The organism is Mesorhizobium sp. M0815 (assembly GCF_040319995.1).
In the GTDB taxonomy this organism is placed as follows: domain Bacteria; phylum Pseudomonadota; class Alphaproteobacteria; order Rhizobiales; family Rhizobiaceae; genus Mesorhizobium.
Window position 1 is genome coordinate 1 of sequence record NZ_JAMYOU010000022.1, and the last position, 20,108, is coordinate 20,108.

Annotated in this window: 30 protein-coding genes; 8 read left to right on the forward strand and 22 right to left on the reverse strand. The window is 62.7% G+C overall.

Features of this window, described 5'->3' with window-relative positions:
* Positions 1-257: 257 nt before the first annotated feature.
* The 6 genes from NKI01_RS22210 to NKI01_RS22235 are packed head-to-tail and all read right to left on the reverse strand — an operon-like array spanning position 258 to position 4,369.
* A complete protein-coding gene (locus NKI01_RS22210; RefSeq protein ID WP_352493899.1) occupies positions 258-731 on the reverse strand; it encodes a DUF2269 family protein in 474 nt (157 codons plus the stop codon).
* Entirely contained in the window at positions 731-2,017 is a 1,287-nt protein-coding gene (locus NKI01_RS22215) for an SDR family oxidoreductase (protein WP_352964617.1), read from the reverse strand. The genes NKI01_RS22210 and NKI01_RS22215 overlap by 1 nt, the downstream gene beginning before the upstream one ends.
* Positions 2,018-2,053: 36 nt before the next feature.
* Positions 2,054-2,392 (reverse strand): hypothetical protein, encoded by a 339-nt coding sequence (locus tag NKI01_RS22220; RefSeq protein WP_352493897.1) that lies wholly within the window; start codon positions 2,390-2,392, stop codon positions 2,054-2,056.
* The gene (locus NKI01_RS22225; protein WP_023716576.1) at positions 2,392-2,754 is read right to left on the reverse strand and encodes a hypothetical protein; all 363 of its coding nucleotides are present in this window, start codon (positions 2,752-2,754) and stop codon (positions 2,392-2,394) included. Before NKI01_RS22225 ends, NKI01_RS22220 begins: the two co-directional genes overlap by 1 nt.
* A complete protein-coding gene (locus tag NKI01_RS22230) occupies positions 2,754-3,974 on the reverse strand; it encodes an NRAMP family divalent metal transporter (protein ID WP_352482851.1) in 1,221 nt (406 codons plus the stop codon). The genes NKI01_RS22225 and NKI01_RS22230 overlap by 1 nt, the downstream gene beginning before the upstream one ends.
* Positions 3,971-4,369 (reverse strand): hypothetical protein, encoded by a 399-nt coding sequence (locus tag NKI01_RS22235; RefSeq protein WP_352482853.1) that lies wholly within the window; start codon positions 4,367-4,369, stop codon positions 3,971-3,973. The genes NKI01_RS22230 and NKI01_RS22235 overlap by 4 nt, the downstream gene beginning before the upstream one ends.
* A 218-nt stretch (positions 4,370-4,587) precedes the next feature.
* On the opposite strand from NKI01_RS22235, the gene NKI01_RS22240 reads away from it, so the two are divergent.
* From NKI01_RS22240 to NKI01_RS22250, 3 genes are read left to right on the forward strand one after another with little or no spacing between them, the layout of a single operon-like run.
* Positions 4,588-4,800 carry a DUF2934 domain-containing protein gene (locus NKI01_RS22240; RefSeq protein WP_352590413.1) on the forward strand — a complete coding sequence of 71 codons (213 nt, stop codon included), beginning with the start codon at positions 4,588-4,590 and terminating at the stop codon, positions 4,798-4,800.
* 6 nt (positions 4,801-4,806) lie between these two features.
* A complete protein-coding gene (locus NKI01_RS22245) occupies positions 4,807-4,935 on the forward strand; it encodes a hypothetical protein (protein ID WP_280940403.1) in 129 nt (42 codons plus the stop codon).
* Positions 4,936-4,943: 8 nt separating this feature from the next.
* On the forward strand, positions 4,944-5,132 hold the full coding sequence (locus NKI01_RS22250) for a hypothetical protein (protein ID WP_352590415.1): 189 nt from the start codon (positions 4,944-4,946) through the stop codon (positions 5,130-5,132).
* 17 nt (positions 5,133-5,149) lie between these two features.
* Here NKI01_RS22250 and NKI01_RS22255 read toward each other — a convergent pair whose 3' ends face one another.
* The 6 genes from NKI01_RS22255 to NKI01_RS22280 form a co-directional block, all read right to left on the reverse strand.
* Positions 5,150-5,935, reverse strand: coding sequence for a GntR family transcriptional regulator (locus NKI01_RS22255; protein WP_352964619.1), 786 nt, complete (start codon positions 5,933-5,935; stop codon positions 5,150-5,152).
* 70 nt (positions 5,936-6,005) lie between these two features.
* The gene (locus NKI01_RS22260; protein ID WP_352493892.1) at positions 6,006-6,788 is read right to left on the reverse strand and encodes an SDR family NAD(P)-dependent oxidoreductase; all 783 of its coding nucleotides are present in this window, start codon (positions 6,786-6,788) and stop codon (positions 6,006-6,008) included.
* A 98-nt stretch (positions 6,789-6,886) separates the two neighbouring features.
* Entirely contained in the window at positions 6,887-7,801 is a 915-nt protein-coding gene (locus tag NKI01_RS22265) for a PfkB family carbohydrate kinase (protein ID WP_352493891.1), read from the reverse strand.
* Positions 7,798-8,997 carry a mannonate dehydratase gene (gene uxuA / locus NKI01_RS22270; RefSeq protein ID WP_352515646.1) on the reverse strand — a complete coding sequence of 400 codons (1,200 nt, stop codon included), beginning with the start codon at positions 8,995-8,997 and terminating at the stop codon, positions 7,798-7,800. The genes NKI01_RS22265 and uxuA overlap by 4 nt, the downstream gene beginning before the upstream one ends.
* A gap of 153 nt (positions 8,998-9,150) precedes the next feature.
* Positions 9,151-9,810 (reverse strand): ThuA domain-containing protein, encoded by a 660-nt coding sequence (locus NKI01_RS22275; protein WP_352493889.1) that lies wholly within the window; start codon positions 9,808-9,810, stop codon positions 9,151-9,153.
* Positions 9,811-9,821: 11 nt separating this feature from the next.
* On the reverse strand, positions 9,822-10,919 hold the full coding sequence (locus NKI01_RS22280) for a Gfo/Idh/MocA family protein (protein WP_352493888.1): 1,098 nt from the start codon (positions 10,917-10,919) through the stop codon (positions 9,822-9,824).
* Between the two features lie 265 nt (positions 10,920-11,184).
* On the opposite strand from NKI01_RS22280, the gene NKI01_RS22285 reads away from it, so the two are divergent.
* Positions 11,185-12,093: a dihydrodipicolinate synthase family protein gene (locus NKI01_RS22285; protein WP_352845768.1), complete on the forward strand. Its 909-nt coding sequence runs from the start codon at positions 11,185-11,187 to the stop codon at positions 12,091-12,093.
* On the opposite strand, the gene NKI01_RS22290 is transcribed toward NKI01_RS22285, so the two are convergent.
* The 6 genes from NKI01_RS22290 to NKI01_RS22315 all read right to left on the reverse strand — a co-directional run bounded on the left by NKI01_RS22290 (position 12,094) and on the right by NKI01_RS22315 (position 14,574).
* The gene (locus NKI01_RS22290; protein ID WP_352846017.1) at positions 12,094-12,492 is read right to left on the reverse strand and encodes a DUF1801 domain-containing protein; all 399 of its coding nucleotides are present in this window, start codon (positions 12,490-12,492) and stop codon (positions 12,094-12,096) included. It abuts the gene before it with no gap.
* Between the two features lie 92 nt (positions 12,493-12,584).
* Complete coding sequence (locus NKI01_RS22295) at positions 12,585-13,055, reverse strand: DUF1801 domain-containing protein (protein ID WP_352845767.1); 471 nt, start codon at positions 13,053-13,055, stop codon at positions 12,585-12,587.
* 4 nt (positions 13,056-13,059) lie between these two features.
* Positions 13,060-13,290: a hypothetical protein gene (locus NKI01_RS22300; protein WP_023716563.1), complete on the reverse strand. Its 231-nt coding sequence runs from the start codon at positions 13,288-13,290 to the stop codon at positions 13,060-13,062.
* A gap of 86 nt (positions 13,291-13,376) precedes the next feature.
* Positions 13,377-13,769, reverse strand: coding sequence for a VOC family protein (locus NKI01_RS22305; RefSeq protein ID WP_352845765.1), 393 nt, complete (start codon positions 13,767-13,769; stop codon positions 13,377-13,379).
* 74 nt (positions 13,770-13,843) lie between these two features.
* Positions 13,844-14,254 carry an SRPBCC family protein gene (locus NKI01_RS22310; protein ID WP_352590440.1) on the reverse strand — a complete coding sequence of 137 codons (411 nt, stop codon included), beginning with the start codon at positions 14,252-14,254 and terminating at the stop codon, positions 13,844-13,846.
* Positions 14,251-14,574, reverse strand: a complete 324-nt coding sequence (locus tag NKI01_RS22315; RefSeq protein ID WP_023716560.1) for an ArsR/SmtB family transcription factor — start codon at positions 14,572-14,574, stop codon at positions 14,251-14,253. The genes NKI01_RS22310 and NKI01_RS22315 overlap by 4 nt, the downstream gene beginning before the upstream one ends.
* 324 nt (positions 14,575-14,898) lie before the next feature.
* Between NKI01_RS22315 and NKI01_RS22320 the strand changes: the two genes are divergently transcribed.
* The 4 genes from NKI01_RS22320 (at position 14,899) to NKI01_RS22335 (ending at position 16,293) form a co-directional block, all read left to right on the forward strand.
* Positions 14,899-15,141: a type II toxin-antitoxin system Phd/YefM family antitoxin gene (locus tag NKI01_RS22320; protein ID WP_352845763.1), complete on the forward strand. Its 243-nt coding sequence runs from the start codon at positions 14,899-14,901 to the stop codon at positions 15,139-15,141.
* Positions 15,141-15,566 (forward strand): type II toxin-antitoxin system VapC family toxin, encoded by a 426-nt coding sequence (locus NKI01_RS22325; protein ID WP_352846016.1) that lies wholly within the window; start codon positions 15,141-15,143, stop codon positions 15,564-15,566. Before NKI01_RS22320 ends, NKI01_RS22325 begins: the two co-directional genes overlap by 1 nt.
* 99 nt (positions 15,567-15,665) lie before the next feature.
* The gene (locus NKI01_RS22330) at positions 15,666-15,896 is read left to right on the forward strand and encodes an AbrB/MazE/SpoVT family DNA-binding domain-containing protein (RefSeq protein ID WP_023676182.1); all 231 of its coding nucleotides are present in this window, start codon (positions 15,666-15,668) and stop codon (positions 15,894-15,896) included.
* Positions 15,886-16,293 (forward strand): PIN domain-containing protein, encoded by a 408-nt coding sequence (locus NKI01_RS22335; protein ID WP_352482870.1) that lies wholly within the window; start codon positions 15,886-15,888, stop codon positions 16,291-16,293. Before NKI01_RS22330 ends, NKI01_RS22335 begins: the two co-directional genes overlap by 11 nt.
* A gap of 64 nt (positions 16,294-16,357) precedes the next feature.
* Here the strand turns inward: NKI01_RS22335 and NKI01_RS22340 are convergent, their stop codons facing one another.
* The 4 genes from NKI01_RS22340 to NKI01_RS22355 all read right to left on the reverse strand — a co-directional run bounded on the left by NKI01_RS22340 (position 16,358) and on the right by NKI01_RS22355 (position 20,091).
* Complete coding sequence (locus NKI01_RS22340; protein WP_352845761.1) at positions 16,358-17,614, reverse strand: RNA polymerase sigma factor; 1,257 nt, start codon at positions 17,612-17,614, stop codon at positions 16,358-16,360.
* Positions 17,615-17,732: 118 nt separating this feature from the next.
* Complete coding sequence (locus NKI01_RS22345; protein ID WP_352482873.1) at positions 17,733-18,101, reverse strand: YciI family protein; 369 nt, start codon at positions 18,099-18,101, stop codon at positions 17,733-17,735.
* Positions 18,102-18,500: 399 nt separating this feature from the next.
* Positions 18,501-19,283 carry an ABC transporter ATP-binding protein gene (locus NKI01_RS22350; protein WP_352964623.1) on the reverse strand — a complete coding sequence of 261 codons (783 nt, stop codon included), beginning with the start codon at positions 19,281-19,283 and terminating at the stop codon, positions 18,501-18,503.
* A 10-nt stretch (positions 19,284-19,293) separates the two neighbouring features.
* On the reverse strand, positions 19,294-20,091 hold the full coding sequence (locus tag NKI01_RS22355; RefSeq protein ID WP_245278504.1) for an ABC transporter permease: 798 nt from the start codon (positions 20,089-20,091) through the stop codon (positions 19,294-19,296).
* Positions 20,092-20,108 lie beyond the last annotated feature (17 nt).

The window sequence follows — 20,108 nt, forward strand, 5'->3', positions numbered from 1 at the left end:
TCACCACCGTGCCATGGCCGCTCGCCCTTCAGAGCAAGCGCCGTTCTCTCTCCAAAACTTTTTGCAGAACCTTCAGGACACTATCTTGTCCTGTGCCGATGGCGGTGAGCGCGGTTGGAAATGATACGAGACCGGAGTCCGGCGCGACTTACAGGTCGAGACGCAGGTCCGTTCCGGCAGATATTCGCGCTGCATGGGCCGGGAATTTTTCCGCAGTGCTTTGACTGGGCATTATCGCAGTGGGACCTGCCTGCGACCTACCACTCAATCGCAGGCCGCGCGATCATCAGCCAGAAAATTCCGAGTACGGCAGCGAAGGCGGGGAAGCCGAAGGCGAACCACAGCCAGAAGAGCCGATGATACCGTGGCGGCAACGGCGCGCCTGCAGCGGCGGCTTGCGAGGCCAGCTTGCGCATCTCCATCTGCATCCAGACGACCGGGAGCCAGAACATTCCGGTGAAGATATAGAGCGTGATCGAAAGCACGATCCAACCTTCCGACAGCGAGTAGCCTGCCTGCCAGGCGAGCGCGGCGCCCGTCAGCGGCTGCGCGACGACGGCCGTCGCTGTGAAAAGAAAGTCGGCTACGACGACCATGCGCGCCACCGCCGCAACCGTTGACGTATTGCCCGTCCTGTGGGCGAGCAGCATGAAGAAAGCGATGCCGGCGCCGGTGCCAAGCAGCACGGCTGCGCCGATGACATGCAGAAATTTCAGCAGGAAATAGAGCATCAACGCTCCTCCAGCACTGCCAACGCCACAAAGTGCAGCACCAGAATCGGCAACACTTTGAGGAACGGCCCAAGCGGTTCGTTCCACAGCTCCGGGCGCAGGAAACTTCCGACGGCCAAGTAGAGGAGCGAGAGCGCGATGCCGCCATAGAGGCCTTTTCGCGTCGTCGACCGCCAAGCTATGAGCGCGCCGATGGCGATGTCGGCCAGAGCGCCGACGATCACGGTAGGTGCCGACAAGATGCCAGCCCCAGTGCTTTGCATCAGATCGATGCCACCGTTATAGCCGGTGGTCAGCGACACAACACCCGTCACGATCCAGAAGAAGGGCAGGACGACGAAGATCGCAGGCTTGATGAAATACAGGCGGGCAAACCATTTTTCCTGCACCGTTGCCGGATTGAGCGCGAGGAAACCCGCCAGGGTTTGCGGCCGTATGCCGGTCAAGGCGGTCCAGTTGGAGGGATCTCCAACCGCCCCTCGGGCGATCTCCCTGGCCGCGTTGGTACGCATTGGTGGGCGCCAGCCGAACATCGCGGCAAGATCGCCGAGGCGGTAGAGAAGCCTTGCAACAGCCGCCGGCAAGACAAAGCTAACTGCCGGAGCCCAGCCGAGCCATCGGCGATAGCTGCCGACGACCTCGTCCATGCTCAGCGGTTCGGGACCGACAAGTTCCAGCACGACGCGAGACGGACTGGCGGGAGCGAGAAGGAAGACGACGGTTGAGACCACGTCGTCGAGTTGTACCACCTGGAGCCGGCCGGTGTCGGGCATGGACGGCAGCACCGGCAGCGAGGCGAGACCCCGAAACAATGCGCTGGCTCCAAACACCGGCCGCCCGAGCACCACGGACGGGCGCAGGATCAACCAGTCCAGATCAAGCGCCATAAGCGCTTGGTCGCCGGCCAGTTTCGTCGCCGAGAACGTCGAAGGCTGCGTCCGATCGACGCCTATCGCCGAGAAGTGGATCACCCGGGCAACCCCTGCCCGCGCACAGGCGAGGAAGAGTGCTGCCGCCGCATCGCGATGGACTTCCCGCGTCTTTTCACGGGGGCTGTCCTGCAGAACGCCGGCACAATTGACGACGGCGTCGATGCCCGTGAGATGCGGCAACCAGTCTTCGGGCTGCAGCGCGACCGCCATGTCCAGCACCAGCAACTGATAATTGCCGGCCCGGTTTGCGCCGGAGCTGCGGACCAAGCCGATCACCTCATGCCCTTCGGAAAGAAGGCGTGCGACGACCGAGGCACCGATCAGGCCGGTGGCGCCGGCAACCAGAACTTTCACACTGGACCCCATTCTCCGACGGCGGGGAAGTATCGTTCATTCCCGCTTATCGCCCTCGATACTCCCCTTCATAGCGGAAAGTTCTTCCTTCGTGCATAACAACCGCGGCCGCGCCGGGTCGGAGATGTCGAGCTTGTCCCAGGGAATGCGGTACATGCTGTCGCGACTGCGCATTCGAAAGACGTCGAGGACCGCTGTGCCGATGGCAGAAGCGGACAGGCGCTCGAATGCTGCGTAGATGCCGACATGGTACTCGGTAACCACGAGGTCATCGCCATCCGGTTCGGCGCGTATCTCCTCGATATGGCCGATGCTTTTGCCGCGCTGCGAAAGCACATTCCTGCCAGCCAATTGCTCAAGATTGACAGTGGCCATCATCCAGCTCCCGGGATACGCCCAATGACATGATCGCGCAGCCAGTCCTGCCAGTCGAAAATCGCCGTTTCGCGGACGTCGATATCGAACTCGATGTCGACGCCGATGTCGCGCACCTTGTTCCATGCGATGCGGTGCGGCTCGGCATGGCGCCTGCCGCCGAGCCTTGCCGCAAGCCGCGCCATCCAGCGCCCGGGCCGCTCGCCAAGCCGGCGCGCCAGCGTGATCGAACCGAGCTCGACCGCAATAATTTTTGGCGGCTTGCCTGGCCTGAGTTCGGCCACCAGCCCGTCCACCTTGCCGATCTTGACCTGCTCGCGGTCGACCACTTGCTTGTCCAGGATGTCGCGCAGCAAATCCATCAAGTGCCTCCGAATATCTGCAAAGGAATAGTCACGACTGCGAGCACGAAACCGAGCGCTATGATGAAGATGACCGCGGCATTCGCGATCAGGCCATTGCGGTGCTCGCCGACATAACGCTCGTCGTTCAGCAGGAAGAGGAACGGAACCACGGTCAGCGGCAGGCTGGCGGCCGTCAGAGCCATGGAAAAGATGGTGAGCTTCAGCGGATCGAGACCCAATGCGATCGGAATGGCGGCGAGAAACAACGAGATCGTATAGACGGTGCTGAAGCCGGGATCGTCGCGCGGTTTCAGGTCCTCGCCCCAGGTCCAGCCGAAACCCTGCGCCACAAGGTACGCTTGCTGCAGCCCGATTTCGAGCGCGGCACCGAAGCAAGCTATGCCTAGTGAAGCAACGAACAGGACGAACCCCCAGAAACCGAAGATCGGAATCAGCATCAGCGGCAGTTGGTGGTAGTCATCGATCTGCTCAATGCCGTGCGCTGCCAGCACCAGCGCTGCCACGATCAACACACCGATAGCGATTGTGCCGCCAAAACACATGCCCAAGCCGGCAATGGCCCGATTGGCTCCGAGATAGCTCTTGTCCCATTGGTCCTCGATCGCTCCCGACGAATAGAACATGAACAAATAGGGCGAGATCGACGCGCCAAGAATGCTGACCGCCATGAACCAGTAATTGGCCGCGTCGTGCTCGGGCAGAGTGGGCACGGCACCGGCCGCAACCTGCCCCCAATCGGGCTTCAGCATGACGGCGCCAACCACGAAGCACAGCGTGACCAGCCCGAGGACCGCGACGCCTTTTTCGATGAATCCGAACGTGCCTTTCCAAAGGAACAGCCATGCCAGAAAAGCGACCGGCAGCGCCCACCACTGAAAGCCGATGCCGGTGGCGAGCTCGAGCGCAATGGCAACACCGCCGATTTCGGCTGCCATGACCAGGAAGTTGACCAGCAAAGTCGCAAGCAACGGCCACAGAAAGGCGTTGAAGCCAAACCGTTCCCGGATCCCGTCGGCTATGGTGTGATGACTTACGGCGGCGAAGCGGCCGGCCATCTCGACCAGGAAGATGATGCAGATCACGCCCAGAACGACGGCCCAGATCAGCTGGAATTTGAACGCCGCGCCGGCCTGAGCGGCGGTCGCCATCGATCCGACCTCGAGAAAGCCGCCAACGCTGGTGACGACGCCAAGCGATATTTCGAGCAGCTTCTTCATGGTTTCGGCGCGAAATATCTGGCGTAGGACGCGCTCAGATCGGCGGCGGCGGCCCGAAGGTCTTGCTGCGCGTGTTCCACGTCCGAGCGGTTGCCGTCCTGCACTGCGGTCGCTGCGCGTGTCACCGCCGCCGAAAGCCGTCCGACCGCCGTCGTCAGACCGGCTTGCTCGCTGGGCTCAGGCGACTTGGCGGACTGGATTTGCGCACCGGCATCGGCGAGCGCCTTGCCGACCGATTGCAACGTGCGCGACGTGTATTTCGAAGGGGCTGCCCCAGCGACCCAAGCCTCCAGGACCAGCGATGCGGTCTGTGTGGCGGAAGCCGCGATTTTCGACTGCTGCTCGACCTGGTCGGAAGGCGTGCATGCCGTCAGTACAGATATTATCAGCAGCAAGCACAGGCGGTCTGGTCGAAGACCGACGGCTGTAACGGCATTTACAATACGTGCTTGTAGCGTTGCTGCCACACGATTGTTCTCCCCGCACCAAGCGACTTCGGCGTGAAGTTTGATCTAGAGCGCCCGGTAATCACGTCAACTGAACCGGATGAACGGCGCTGGCAGCGCGGAACAAACCAGCGATCGCCGGATTAGGTGACGAGGAGGCAAAGGCCATGGACAGGGAAGAGCGTATCAGGCAGCGAGCCCATGAGATCTGGGAGCGCGAAGGCCGTCCGCAAGGACGCGAGCGCGAGCATTGGGATCAGGCCGTGCAGGAGATCGAAGCTGAGGGTTCCGAGGCCGAACGCGGTCCGGTCGTGCCCGATCCAACGGTCGGGGCCGGCTCCAATCCAGAGGCGCGCGGCAGCAAGCGGCGGGGGAAGTGAGGTCCAATGCCTCGTCTCGTCGCCTGGATCGTGGTCGTACTGGTCGTGCTGTTCGCCGCCTGGCTGATGATCGGACGCGACAGAACCAGTGGCGGAGCTCAGCCCACGCCGCATGCAATAGATCAGAATGGATAGGAGCTGACATGGCGGGAACCGATACTCATCCTGAACAGGACCCTGCCGAAGGATCGCGATCGACAGTGGAAAAGCAGCTCCGCAAGGAGGAAGGCGGCGAGGGTCAAAATCGCAAAGCCGAGCCAGCTTCCGACAAATCCGGCAGCAAGACCAAGACGCCTTCGGAAGCGCGCAAGAAAGGCTCAGGCTTGGATTGAGCCGGCTGACAGCGGGCTCACACCGCTGGTTGACGTTCGACCGAACTGCCGCCATCTGCTTCGGTCCTCTTTCCCGCAGGGCCGTTTGCCTCGAAATAATGGGGATAGCGCTCCTGGACGATTTCGAGGACCTCGAAGATACGGCGAAGATGCGTTCGCATTGCTTCTTCTGCCGCAAGCGCGTCGGCCTGCTCGAGCGCATCGACAATCCGCCGATGCTGGCCGAGGACCACCGACATGCTGTCGAGGCGCGGAAAAGACAGGAAGCGGAACCGGTCCATGTGCAGCTTCGCCGCGCTGATGTCGGCCCAGATTCCGGGAAACCCGGCATGACTGGCGATATGCTGGTGGAACAGCTCGTCCGACTTGAAGAAGCGCCTGTCGTCCGCGATGGAGGCGAACGTCTCCTGGACCGCCAGTTCGCCTTTGAGCATGGCAAGCAGGTCGGCACGGTGCGGGCTCTCGACGGCGCGCTTGATCAGGCCGACTTCGAGCGATTCGCGCAGGAACTGCGACTTCTCGAGATTGGCAATACGGAGCGGCGCCACCATGCTGCCGCGCTGCGGATAGATGTCGATCAGGCCAAGACCGGCCAGCCGGGCGAGCGCCTCCCTGACCGGCGTGCGGCTCACCCCAAGGGCTTCCGACATCGCCTTTTCCGAGATCCCTTCATGCGGCTTCAGGCGGAAGGTCAGGATCTGGTCGAGCAGAACCTCGAACGTCCTCGCCGCGACCGACGCGCCGGGGCCGGATTCGCCCAACCGCCCCTCGGTGATGGTCCGCATTCCCAAAAGCCCTGCCATCGGCAATCCCCTTAAAGGCTCTGCAGTTTCAAGCCGTTCATGAAATGCCTGCGCAAGCAGCAGCCCGGCGTTACTCCGTGCGCGGAGAACCGCCGATGCGCGCCAGCAGCCCGCCATCGACGCGCACGACCTCGCCAGTGACGAAGGAGGCATCGTCGGACAGCAGGAAGGCAACGACTGCGGCAATCTCTTGCGGCTGGGCGGTACGGCCGAGCGGATGCATGTTGTCGAGGATGCGCAGTATCTCGTCGGGGTTGTCGTTGAGCTTGACCGCATCCCGCAGCATCGGCGTGTCGACGGCGCCCGGAGCGACGGCATTGACGCGCACGCCGAGGGGCGCGTAGTCGACGGCCATCGATTTGACGAGGCCGATCAGACCGTGCTTGGCCGTGCTGTAGGCCAGAACCCCTTCCTGGCTGGCCAGGCCCTGCACCGAGCTCATATGGACGATGGCACCGCGGCTTTGGCGCAGCAGCGGCATCGCCGCACGCGACAACAGGTAGGCAGCCTTGAGGTTGACGTTCATCACCTCGTCCCAAAGCGCCTCGTCCGTAGTCTCCACTGTTCCGTAACGCTGGATGCCGGCATTGTGGGAGAGCATGTCGAGCCCGCCGAACACGGACCGGGCAAGCTCGACGGCGCGGCCGCAGGCTTCTGTGTCGGCGGTTGAGCCAAGCACGGTGCGCACGGTCACGCCGCGCGCCGAAAGCTGCGCCGCGACCTCATCCAGCTGATCGCCCGCCCGGTCGAACAGGATAAGGTCGACGCCTTGCTCGGCCAGCCTTTCGGCGACAGCACGGCCGATGCCCATGGCTGCCCCGGTGACCAGTGCGCGTTTTCTGAATTCAGCCATTTATCCTCCAAGAACAGTTGCCGATCGATTACCATGGTAGTCGATCGGCGCAATTTGACGCGCTCTTTTCCGCGGAGCCGGCCCAAGCGTGTCCGGCATCATGCCGATCCTTGCATGAAAGCCAGCGTTTCCGCGCGCGTCGGTGCGCCAACACGTCCGCCAAAGCGCAGGCATTTCAGGGCGGCGGCGGCGCTGGCCACTGCTATGGCCCGCTCTTCGTCCCAACCTTCAGCCAGACCGAGGGCGAAGGTGCCGTGAAACACGTCGCCTGCCGCCAGGGTGTCGACGGCTTCGACCCGCGGCGACGGCAGGTGACGGACATCATTGCCACCCGGGTGCTGGAACGCGGTGCCGTTCGCCCCATCGGTGACGGCCACGAAGGCGCCGGTCCATTCGCCGAGGATAGCAACGGCAGAACCGGCGGATATCTCCGGACCGCAAAGGATGCGTGCCGCCGGCAGCGAAGCAACGACATGCGAGGCGATCGGCAGCAGCCGGTCGAGCACCGGTCGCGACGCGACATCTGCGTCAAGGACCGCCGGAATGCCGTATTCACGAGCTTTCGCCAGCGCCAGGGCGGCGGCTCCGGGCCAGCGGACATCGACCAGCACGGCGTCGAACTGGGAAAAATCCGCGGGTGGAAGGCGGTCCGGATCGGCTTGCGTGACGGCATCGTAGAAGGGCACGATCATACGTTCGCCGGCGGCGTCGACCAGGATCGTAGCAATGGCCGAGCGGCCGCCCTCGACCCTGCGCACCAGCGAACAGTCGACCCGCTCCGCCTCCATCTGGCCAATGACATCGCGGCCGACGGCATCGTCGCCGACGCTTGCCCATAGCCAGACCTGTCCGCCCTGGCGGCTGGCCGACGCGGCGGCGCTGGCCGCCATGCCGGCCGCGATCTGCACGGCCTCGCTTGGCAGGAACTTGCCGGCGCCGGAGGGCAGGACATCGAGGCGCAAGATCGTGTCGTAGGTGAGCGCGCCGACACAAAGCAGGCGGGGCGCCGTCATTGCAGCCGGTAGCCGCGCTGATGGGCAATCGCCGTCATCACGCCTCTCAGTTCGGCAAGGCCGCGAAGACGGCCGATCACGGGGTAGCCGGGATGGGTGTGCCGCGCGGCGTCATCGATCAGCTCGTGGCCATGATCCGGGCGAAACGGCAGCAGCGCCGCCGGTTCGCCGGCGTCGCGGCGGCGTTGCTGCTCGTCGAGCAAGATCGAGACCACCGAGACCATGTCGACATCGCCGCTCAGATGCTCCGATTCCATGAACGAGCCGTCCGGGTCCTTGCTGACATTGCGCAGATGCACGAACTTGACCCTATGCGCAAAGCGCCTGGCGATGGCAGGCAGGTCATTGGCCGGATTGGCGCCCAGCGACCCTGTGCACAAAGTAAGGCCGCTATGGGCCGATGGCACGGCATCCAGGATAAAGGCAATGTCGTCGGCGTTCTTGACGATCCGGCACAGGCCGACGAGATCGCGCGGCGGGTCGTCCGGGTGGATCGCCAGCGTGACGCCCGCCTCTTCGGCGGCCGGCAACACGTTTTCGAGAAAACGGACGAGGTTCTCGCGCAGCCGGTCGTGCGACAGGCTCGACTGCTCGGCAACCACTTCGCGCAATTCCGCTATGTCGTAGCGCTTGAAGGCGCCCGGCAGGCCGGCCATGATGTTGGCGAGCAGACGCTCTTTTGCCGTGTCCGGCGTCGTCTCGAACCATTCGCTTGCCCGCTGGAGAACATCGGACGCATAGTCGCGCTCCGATCCCTTGCGCTGCAGCATGTAGCAATCGAATGCGGCAAGCTCGTGCATGTTCATGCGGAGCGCCCGTCCGCCGCCCGGCAGCGGCGCAGCCAGGTCTGTGCGGGTCCAGTCGAGGATCAGCATGAAGTTGTAGCAGACCGTGCGCACGCCGCAGGCGCCGAGATTGCGCAAGGTCTGCCTGAAATTGTCGTAGAGCCGGTCGAGATCGCCGCGGCCGAGCTTGATGTCCTCGTGCACGGGGACGCTCTCGACGACGCTCCATTTGAGCCCCATCGCCGGATCCGCCTCTATCAGCGCCTGGCGCTGCCTGATGGCGTCGATCGGCCAGACTTCGCCGTAAGGGATGTCGTGCAGTGCCGTCACGATGCCGGTCGCGCCGGCCTGCCTGGCATGGGCAAGCGTTGCCGCGTCGCTCGGACCAAACCATCGCCACGTCTGCTCCATTCGACCTCCAACTGCGGAATTCCACGATCAGACCACAGGTGGTATTGAATACTACCATGGCAGTCAATTGCCTGCAGTCCTGTGCCTGGGTCGGCGTTTCGGGCGGCCGCCCTTTGAAAAATTACAACGATACGTGGCGTTCAGATTGAACGGCTACGCAAGGTCCGAGTTTCGGCTGGCCCAAATCGCGCCGCGTTCGAACATCGTGCGCATTTGCGGCACGGCGAACTCATCGGCGGTGTGGCCGAGCGCGCTATAGAAGACGCGGCCCTTGCCGTAGCGGCGCTTCCAGACGACCGGCATGACGACGCCGGCGATGAAGTCGAGATGCTCGCCGGTAAACGTCGTTGTCGCCAGCACCGCGTTGGTCGGATCGACATGCATGTAATACTGCTCAGAACGGTAGGCGAAACTATCGATGCCTTGCACAATCGGATCGTCTGGCCTGGTGATATCGACGTGATAGTCGATGATGTTGCCGGGATGGGCGACCCACTGGCCGCCGGTCATGAACTGGTATTCCGGCTCGTTGCGGAAGCTGTCGCACATCGTGCCGTGAAAGCCCGCAAGGCCGGTGCCGGCCCCGACGGCGCTGGTCAGGTTTTGCAGCTCCGGCTTTTCGATCGTCGACATGGTGATCACCGGGACAATGAGATCGAGCTTGCCCAGTTGCGGATCGGCGAGTGCCGAGGTCCCCTGCTCCAGCCGCACGTCGAAGCCGTTGCCGGTCAGCATCTCCTTGACGATTTCGGCGCTTCGGGCCGGGGTGTGACCTTCCCAGCCGCCCCAGAAAATCAGTGCCGTCTTGCTCATCGCATTATTCCCTATTCCAGAATTCCGAAAGGCAGATCGGCGTGCATCGGCGCCGGCCGGGCGCAGCCATATCTCAGGTCGATACGCTGGCCTATCTCTGCTGAAGAGATGATCGATTCCATGATTTCCAGGACATGGAGGGAAAGATCGAGGCTGGCGCGCTGTTGCCTGCCGGAGACGATCGCCTGCGCCATGTCGGCGAGGCCGAGGCCCCGGTAATTGCCGTCGCCATAGGAATGGATCTGATCGGCCACCGTCCAGTCGCCCTTGCGCTGGCTCGTCCTGACGTCGCCCTGGAACTGGTTGGGGTCGGAGACGATCATCGAGCCGGTGGTGCCGTAGAGCTCAATGTGATTGTGATCGTGCTTCCAGACGTCGAAGCTGGTGGTGATCGACACCGCCGCGCCATTCTCGAATGCGAGCAGACCGGAAATATGGGTCGGCACCTCGACCTGGATGGTTTCGCCCTGGCGCGGTCCAGAACCGATGGTACGAGTGGCATAGGATGACTTCGCCTGCCCGGTCACCGACTTTACCGGGCCTAGGAGATTGACCAGGCAGGTCAGATAGTAAGGTCCCATGTCGAGCATCGGCCCACCGCCGGGCTGATAGTAGAAATCTGGATTGGGATGCCAGAGCTCGTGGCCGGGCACCTGCATGAAGGCAGAGCCGGCGACAATGCTTCCAACGGTGTCCTCATCGACCAGCCGCCGCGCCGTCTGGTGGGAGCCGCCAAGAAAGGTGTCGGGGGCGCAGCCGATACGCACGCCCTTTTCGCGTGCGGCCGCGACGAGCCGCTCCGCGTCGCTGAGCGTCGTTGCTAGCGGCTTCTCGGAGTAGACGTGCTTGCCTTGCCCGACAGCCTGCAAACCGACCGGCACGTGATGCTGCGGCGTGGTCAGGTTGAGCACGATCTCGACGCGGGGATCGGCTAACAGCGCCTCGATCGGCATGGCAGCCAGGCCGTAGGCCGCTGCCTTGGCCTCAGCTGCCGTCCGGTTGATGTCGGTGACGCCGACAATGTCGAGCACCGGGAATTGTGGCGACGCCTTCAGATAGGCGTCTGAAATGTTGCCGCAGCCAATGATGCCGACACCGATCCTCCGCATGGGCTTCTCCTCAAAAGGCGGCATTGATGAAACAGCAGAACTCGTTTGTCACCCCCTTTTCGGCCAGGCGATGTTGTCCCGTGAAAAGGATTTACCTCGAGAGCCTCAGAACCGCGGCCCGATCACAATCGCGCGCCTATGCGCGAGCCGCTTGCTTTCGAGGTCGAACGCCCGGTACTCAGCAACACTGCTTCATGTAGCTTGCTCGACATTCTTGATGCCGGCGTTGAGCACTGCACCGATTTTCACCGGTAGAAGGACGCACATGATCCGCCCACAAGGAACCATCGCACCGATCCTGACGCCGTTCGAAAACGACGGCCGCATTGCCCGCGACCTCTGGATATCACACGCCAAGTGGGTGCTGGATCAGGGAGCGCATTTCCTGTCGCCGTTCGGTACCACGGGCGAGGCGTTGTCCGTCTCGTTGCGCGAGCGCATGCAAGCGCTGGAGTGGCTGGTCGAGGCCGGCATTTCGCCAAGCCATCTGATGCCCGGCACCGGTGTCACAGCACTTGCCGAAACCGTCGAGCTGACGGCGCATGCGGTCGGTCTCGGCTGTGCCGGGGTGATGGTATTGCCGTCGTTCTTCTATACGGCTGCCGGCGACAACGGCCAGGCCCGCTACTACGGCGAGCTGATCGAACGGGTGGCGAACCCGGCGATGAGGATGATCCTCTACCACATCCCGCAGAATTCCGGCGTACCGGTGAGCCCGGCGCTGACCGCCCGGTTGAGCGAAGCGTTTCCCGATGTCGTGGTGGCTTACAAGGACAGTGCCGGTGACTGGAACAACACCGCGGCGGTCATCGCGGCGGCGCCAAGGGTCGCGGTGTTCCCAAGTTCGGAAGCACAGCTGACCAAAGGCCTTGCCAATGGTGCTGCCGGCTGCATCTCGGCGACGGTCAATTTGAATGCCGGGGCGATCCGGGCCCTCTATGACGCAGCGCTGGCGGGAGAGGACACTACCGACGCGGAGGCCGGCATCAAGGCGTTCCGCAAAATCATCCAGGATGCCGGCCTCATCGCTGCGATGAAGGCGGTCCTGTCAGTACGATCGGGCGACAGGCGCTGGCTGAACCTGCGCGCGCCGCACGAGAATGCAACGCAGACCAGCGGCGAAGCTTTGCTCGCCGCTCTCGGCCCGCTAGCCGACCATATCGGCCGGAGCTGACTATCGGGCAGCGTTCAGGGCGGCAGCAGCGCGTATCAGCGCCTTGAACGCATTCTCATCTATAGCCTCGCCCTCACGGATATCGATGGCGCGCCTGGTGTTGCCTTCGAGGCTGGAGTTGAACAGGCCTGAAGGGTCCTGCAGCGAGGCGCCCTTGGCGAAGGTCACTTTCACGACGTTCTTGTAGGTCTCGCCAGTGCAGATTATCCCGGCGTGCGACCACACCGGAACGCCTCGCCACTTCCACTCCTCGACCACTTCCGGGTCGGCCTGCTTGACGAGAGCGCGGACATGCGAAAGCGTCTGGCCTCGCCAATCGCCCAGCGCGCTGATCCTCGCATCTATCAGCTGAGAGGGAGAGTTGCCTGCATTTCCTTCCATCGAGCCACTCTTCATCATCATTGTCGCTTTCCCTAGGGTTGTTGCCGCTCGCCCGTCACATGAATACCGCTAGTCGGCACCTGGTTTGCGGGGATGACTGGCATTCCCACTCACATTCGCTCGCCCGGCAATTGGCTGGCTTGCTTCACCCAGGCGGCCAGTTGAGTTTCGTCCAGCTGGTCGTCCTGGCGGATATGGAGGTAGCGCACGTCCTTGTGCTTGGACTCGCCTGGAGGGACAGGATGCAGCGACGCGCCGCGGAAGAAAGCCAGCTTGATGTACTTTGTGAAGCAATGGAAGTTGAGGAACCAGCCTTGACCCTCTACGCCATAGAAGGGCGAGTTCCATTTGACGGCCTTGTGCACGTTGGGCACGCTGCGCACGATGAGCGCGTCGAGGCGGCGCCCGACGTCGCGTTTCCAGCCCGGCATGGCCGCGATGTAGGCTTGCACAGGGGCGTCGCCATCGGCCTTCGCTATCTGCGGGTTGCCGCCTGCGAGGAGGACCGGCTTGGCAGCGGCAGGGTTGGCGGCGGGCTTCTTCGCGACCGCCAATGACCTGATGGACGTCTTGTTGGCCATGCGTTCACTCCAATGCGCCGGTGCCCCCTGCGTTGCGCCACTTGGGAGCGTAAGGCAGCACGAACATGTACAGACCGGTAAGCAGGAGCAAGCCGAGCGGAAACAGCGGCAAAAGGTATACCCAGTAGGCGGGTTCCTTGCCTGCTCCCAGGCTGATGAAGATAGCGGCGACGACCGCCGCAAAGATAATCGACAGCCAGCGGTGGATCTGCCGAACCCATTTGTTCCAATCCATTGAGACCTCCTCTGAAGACGAACCGAAGCGGATCGGCGGCCCGTTTGGCGACTCCCGCCGGGCAGCCACGCCACTGAACGCGTGCCTTACCAGCGCGCCAGCTGGGTGATTTGAACGACATTACCGCAGCCGTCGTTCAGCTGGGCGATGGTCGAGCCGGTTACTTCGGTCGGCGGCATGGTGAATTCGGCGCCGCGCGCTTTGATACGCTCGTAGTCGCCCTTGATGTTGTCGCTGAAGAACATGACCGCGGGCTGGCCCTGCTGGAACATGGCTTTCTGGTAGGTCTTTGCGGCCGGGTTGTCATTGAGCGCGAGTTGCAGCTCGGCACCGTCCGGCTCGTCGGGTGATGCGACGGTCAGCCAGCGAAACGGCCCATTGCTGAAATCGGCCTTCTTCGTAAAGCCGAGCGTTTCGGTGTAAAAGCCCAGAGCCTTTTCCTGGTCATCCACGTATACTTTGGTCAACTTGATCTTCATTGGCTTGCCTCCATTATCGCCCCGCCATCTGCCGCTCTGTAACAGAGCCCGTGCTTGAATAGCGCCCGCGGACCTCAGTCCGTCCGCGCCAGAACCTGCTCCAGATCGTCAAAGAACCTCGGCCAGCCGACCTTGGCACCCCGGAAGTAAGGCTGCTGATCCGGCCGGAAGCCCGACTGCTCCATGCGCAAGCGGACCCCGGTACTCGTGGGGGTGAGGGTCCAGGAGACGACACTCTTGAGATCCTTGGTATCCCACGTGTAAGTCAGCGTTCTGTTCGGCTCGACCGTCTGGACCTGACATTCGACGGAGCCCCAGGCTGCGTGAAGATTAAAACGGTGGTCCGCGACAGGCTTGAAGTCGTTTTTCATGAGCCACTCCTCGATCAAGTGTGGTTGCGTGAGCGCGCGCCAGATCTTCTCGGGCGGATAAGCGATCTCCCGTTCGACAACGACGGAGAGTGTTTCGGTCGACGTTCGGTTCACTGGTCCATCCTTTTGAGCAGGTCTTCGAGGTCGTCGAACCGGCTCTGCCAGAACCCGGTCATCTGGCTTGTCCAGTCGATCAGGGGGGCAAGCGCAGCAAGCTGCGCGCTATAGTGGGTCTGTCGTCCTGCATGGCGGTCGCGCACCAGCCCCGCCTGCCTCAAAACCCCGAGATGCTTCGACACGGCCGGTTGCGAGATCCCGGCCTGAGCCGTCAGAGCCCCGACCGTCTGCTCTCCTTCGCGACACAGTCGCTCAAAAATAGCGCGCCGAGTCGGATCGGCAAGCGTTCTGAAGAGTACATCGTGAGCGTTTGGCATTGGGATCGATAACCCTTCGGCTATTGATCGATGTATAACCACCGGGATATGTATGAGTCAAGCGGAAAGCGGCATAATTCTCGTTGCAGGAGCGATCACCTGCTTCGCTCACGCAGCCAGTTGCTCATTCGCCTTCGCACGTTAGTGCAAGGATGCCGAGCGACACGATCAGGAAGGCGATCGCCCGTTTCAAGAAGTGGAATGAGAAAATGGTCGCGCCGCGACAGTCGCAGACCTGAGGGTCGGCCTTGTGCCAAAGTACTCTGCGCTGGAATTGTCAAGCGTGATGCGCTATATGACCATCTACATAGTCAGGAGCGTGACATGGACGCGGTCAATCTGGCGGACGCCAAGGCACATCTGAGCGAACTCGTTGACCGTGTCGAGGCTGGAGATTCGATCGACATCACCCGGCGTGGCAAGCCGGTCGCCCGACTCACAGCCGTGGCCCGCCCCCGCAGGCGGATCGACGCCGTCCTGCTCCAATCCCTGACCGCAACCATGCCTCTGCAGGCTCAGGCGGCCGCCGATCTGGTGCGATCGATGCGAGATGGCGATCGCTATTGATGCTCTATCTCGACACCTCGCTGATCGTAGCAGCGCTATCCAACGAAGCCATGACCGCGCGCGTTCAAGGCTGGCTGGCGGAGCAGGACCCAGCGCAACTTGTGATCAGCGACTGGACCATCACCGAGATGTCCTCCGCCATGGCGATCAAGCTTCGGACCGGACAGATGGACCTGGAGCAGCGCGCAGCAGCGCTCGCGATGTTCAACAAGCTGGTCGCCGAGAGCTTCACCGTGCTGCCGGTGACGGGCGGGCATTTTCGGGTCGCCGTGAAATTCGCCGATCAGCATACGCTCGGGCTTCGTGCTGGCGACGCCCTGCACCTCGCGACGGCATCCGAGCATGGCGCCACGGTGCGAACCCTCGACCAGCGGCTCGCCGAGGCAGGACCGATACTCGGCGTGCCGACGCAGTTGCTGGCATAATCAAGGCTCCTTCTTCAAATGCATATGTCCCGAGTTGCCTTGATCTCGACCACTTCTGGATATACATTTCTCTAGCGTATATCTAGGAGAGGAAGTGGCATGCAGGTCGCCAAATGGGGAAACAGTCTTGCGGTCCGCCTTCCCGCCGCTGTGGTCGAAGCGCTTGAACTCAGGGAAGGCGATGAGATCGAAATCCATGTCGCTGACGCCCGCCAGCTTGGCGTCGCGCGGAAGCCCGGGCGCGAGGAGTTGCTGAAGCGTCTCCGCGCCTTCCGTGGTCGGCTCCCCGCTGACTTCAAATTCGATCGGGACGAGGCGAATGCCCGTTAGTTTTTTTGATACCAATGTCCTTCTTTATATCGCGTCAAGCGATACGGCGAAGGCTGATCGGGCCGAGGCGGCCATCGCTGCTGGCGGGGCGATCAGCGTGCAGGTTCTCAACGAACTCGCCAACGTCGCGCGTCGGAAGATGCAAATGTCATGGACCGACACGCATGCGCTGCTGACCACGCTGCGCGGCCTGTTGACGGTTCATCCGCTCACGCTCGAGACCCACGAAACAGGATTGAGGCTCGCCGAGCGGTACAGCCTTTCTACCTATGACGCGATGATCGCGTCCGCGGCGATTCACGCTGGCTGCGATACACTTTTGTCAGAGGATATGCAGCACGGAATGGCGCTCGGCGATGGCTTGCGCATCGTTAATCCCTTTCGCGTTGCGGGTTGATCTCGCTCATTGAAGGCGGCTTTCGGCCTTGCCGAGCGGCGTTTCAGGCACCGAGGGCGATGCTTCAACCACAAGCGTCGGCGCGGGCGAGGAGAAAGGCCGCTTCCCGCGCGTTGCGGGTGAGCTTGGCCGCCGCCTCGAATTCGGCGCGGGCCTCGGCCAGCCGGCCGGCCCGAAACAGAAAGTCGCCCCTCGCTGCCGGCAATGGCGCATAGTTGCGCAGGGCGGCGGCGCCGGCAATCTCGTCTACCAGCCGCAGGCCCGCCTCAGGCCCGAAGGCCATGCTGTGGGCGACCGCTCGATTGAGATCGACCACCGGCGAGGGCATCACTGCTCGCAGCCGGTCGTAGAGCGCTGCGATGCGGGGCCAATCGGTATCGGCCGGACTGCGCGCCCGCGCATGGCAGGCTGCAAGCGCGGCTTGTAACGCATAGGGGCCATCGCCCCCGAGAGCTTCGGCGCGGGCCAGCGCGTCAAGGCCTCGGCGGATCAGCAGTTGGTCCCAGCGTGCGCGGTTTTGCTCGGTCAGGGTCAAGAGGGCGCCGTCCGGCCCGATGCGTGCGGGCAGGCGCGATGCCTGGATTTCCATCAGAGCCAGCAGGCCGAACACTTCGGCATCCTCGGGCATCAGCCCGGCCAGCATACGGCCCAGCCGTTGTGCCTCCAGGCACAGGCCCGGCCGGACAAGGTCGTCGCCGGCCGTGGCAGCATAGCCTTCATTGAAGATGAGATAGATGACCTCCAGCACCGAGGACAGACGCGCCGCACGCTCGGCACCGCGCGGCACCTCAAAGCTGAGCCCGGCCTTTCCGATCGTCTTCTTTGCGCGGACGATGCGCTGGGCGATGGTCACCTCGCTCGACAGGAAAGCACGGGCGATCTCGTCCGTCGTCAGACCGCCGATGACACGCAGCGTGAGCGCCGCGCGGGCGTCGGCCGAAAGTACAGGGTGGCAGGCTGTGAAGATGAGGCCCAGCAGCTCGTCGCCAAGATCGTCGTTGATAGCCATTTCGATCACCTCGGCCGCGCCGTTGCACTCGCCGTCAAGCTCCCGCGCGATCTCCTCATGCTTGCGCCCGCGCATCTTGTCGCGACGGATCGCGTCGATGGCGCGGCGTTTGGCGGCCGTCATCAGCCAAGCGCCGGGATTGGCCGGCACGCCGGCCTTGGACCATTCGGACAGGGCTATGACCAGGGCGTCTTGCACCAGTTCCTCTGCAAGGTCGACATTGCGCACGAGGCGGACCAGACCCGCGATGAGTCGGGCCCGTTCAATGCGAAAAATCGCTTCGATCGCCTGGTGCGTCTCGCCTGCAGTCATGCTGCCTTGTCGGCCAAAGCCATAACGGAGGCAAGCAGATTGCGGCCGACAGTCTCGGTTGCCGCTGAGCTTCTCGCGCGTTCGGTCATGGATTTCCGTGACCTCCGGCATCAGATTTTCATTGCCAATCAGCCATCTCGTACAGCGGCCGGATTTCGATCTCGCTCGGTCCCGGCATGGGATTGGGGCAGCGCTTCACCCAGGCGACCGCCTCGTCCATATCCTTGACTTCCCAAAGCCAAAAGCCGGCGACCAGCTCGCGGGTCTCGGCGAAAGGCCCGTCGATGACGGTGCGGCGGGAACCATCAAACGCAACGCGCTTGCCCTGCGAGGAGGGCTTGAGGCCGTCGGCGTCGAGCAAGATGCCGGCATTGCGCAGCTCATCATTAAATCTGCCCATCGCCTCCATCGCCTCCTTAGCCTCGGGCGTGGGGAGAAAGCCCTTTTCGCTGTCCTCGGTAGCCTTCACGAGCACCATCACACGCATCGTCTGTCTCCTTGTTTGAGCCGGCCTCATAGGCCGGCATCGGAACGACGAACGGAGTTTAGGAAATCGACATTGTCCTGCAAATTTTTTTCGACGGTTGAGGCGCGGGACGCCAATGGCCGCTTCCGGGTCAGGAATCGCGACGGTGCGATATTGAGATTGGGCGCTTGACGGGCGCCCGAGTCACAAGCTCGAACACGAGTTTCATGAACGCCTTGATCGGGCGAAGCTCCTGCTACCCTTCAGACGGCCGCGAATGAACCTGTGAACCGGCTTGTGATCGGCAATCCGTAGCGGCATCAGGCGTCATCCGGCTGAAACTCCGTCTTCCGAGACGATCCCCGCGCCCAGCCGCGTTCGTTGCGCTGCTCTTGGACCTGACACGCATGAGTGACCCGCCTAAACCATTTCGGGACGTTTTGAAGCCTCGCGGATCGCCTTGTGCACGCTGCGCTGCAAATCCATGAAAGCCGGGGTTTCCATGACCTCTTCCCGGCGCGGGCGCTCGATGTCGACATTGAAGGTCTGCATGATGCGTCCCGGGCCGATCCCCATCACAACGATGCGGTCCGACAGGTAGACCGCCTCTTCCACATCATGGGTGACGAAGAGCACGGTGAGCCTGTGCTCCTCCCAGATCTGCATCAGGAGTTCCTGCATCTGATGCCTGGTCAAGGCATCGAGCGCGCCAAAGGGCTCGTCCATCAGAAGCATTTTGGGTCGATAGGAAAGAGCACGCGCTATGGCCACACGTTGCTTCATGCCGCCCGAAAGCTCAGACGGATAGCGATTGGCGCTGTGCGGGAGCTTGACCAGATCGAGATGCTCGCGCGCTATCCTGCGACATGTCGCGCGATCATGACCCGCGGCCTTGAGGGCGAACTCGATGTTCTGCTGCGCCGTCAGCCAGGGAAGCAGGGTGTAGGACTGGAAAACGACGCCGCGGTCGAGGCCCGGCTGCAGGATCGGCGCGCCATCGATGGCAAGATCTCCCGCGTCAAAATCCTGCAGTCCGGCAACGATCGACAGCAGCGTGCTCTTGCCGCAACCCGACGTGCCCACCAGCGAGACGAACTCGTTGTCGGCAAGATCGAGATTGATATCGCGCAGCACCTCCGTGCGCCGCGCGCCCGTGCCGAAGCTCTTGTGGAGACCTTTGATCCGCAGCTTGGGCAAATTCATCGGCCCGGCCTCATTGCACGTGGCCTTCCTGCCGAAACAGCACTTTTCCCAGTGCCTTCATGACCTGGTCGGTGATGAGACCAAGCACGCCCAGCAGCAGGATGTAGCCGATGATGGTGTTTGTCTGGAAATAACGCTGGGACACGGTGATGCGGTAGCCGAGGCCCGATGTCGCCGCGACAAGTTCCGCCAACACCAGCCAGGTCCAGGCCCAGCCGAGACTGATGCGCAACGTATCCCAGATGCCTGGCAAGGCGCTGGGAACCACGATGCGCGTCAGGATCTTGCGATCCGGCAGCCCGAGCGTCCTGCCAAGACCAATGAAATCAGCGGGAACCCGCTTCACATTGTCCATGATCATCAGCACTTGCTGAAAGAAGGTGCCGATGAAGATGATCAGGAACTTCTGGGCATCGCCCGTCCCTGACCACAGGATGGAGAGGGGCACGAAAGCGACCACCGGCATGTAACGGATGAAATCCACAAGCGGCTCGATGGCGGCTTCCCAGGTCCTGAAACTGCCGATCAGCACGCCAATCGGAATCGCCAATGCCGAGGCGATGAGGAAGCCAATGGAAATACGGTATATCGAGGTCCTGAGATCCAGCCACAGCGTGCCGTCACCCGCGAGCTTGCCGAGTTGGGTCACCACGCTTCCCGGCGAGGGCAGGAAAATCGGCTTTACCAGCCCCAGCCCCGTTGCCGCCCACCAGGCGAGGCCGAGGCCGGCAAAGACGGCCACCGCTATCATCAGGAAGCGCGAGCGTGCGATAGGCGCGCCGATCCCGGAGGATCGGCGACGGCGCATCGGCTGTTTGGTCACCG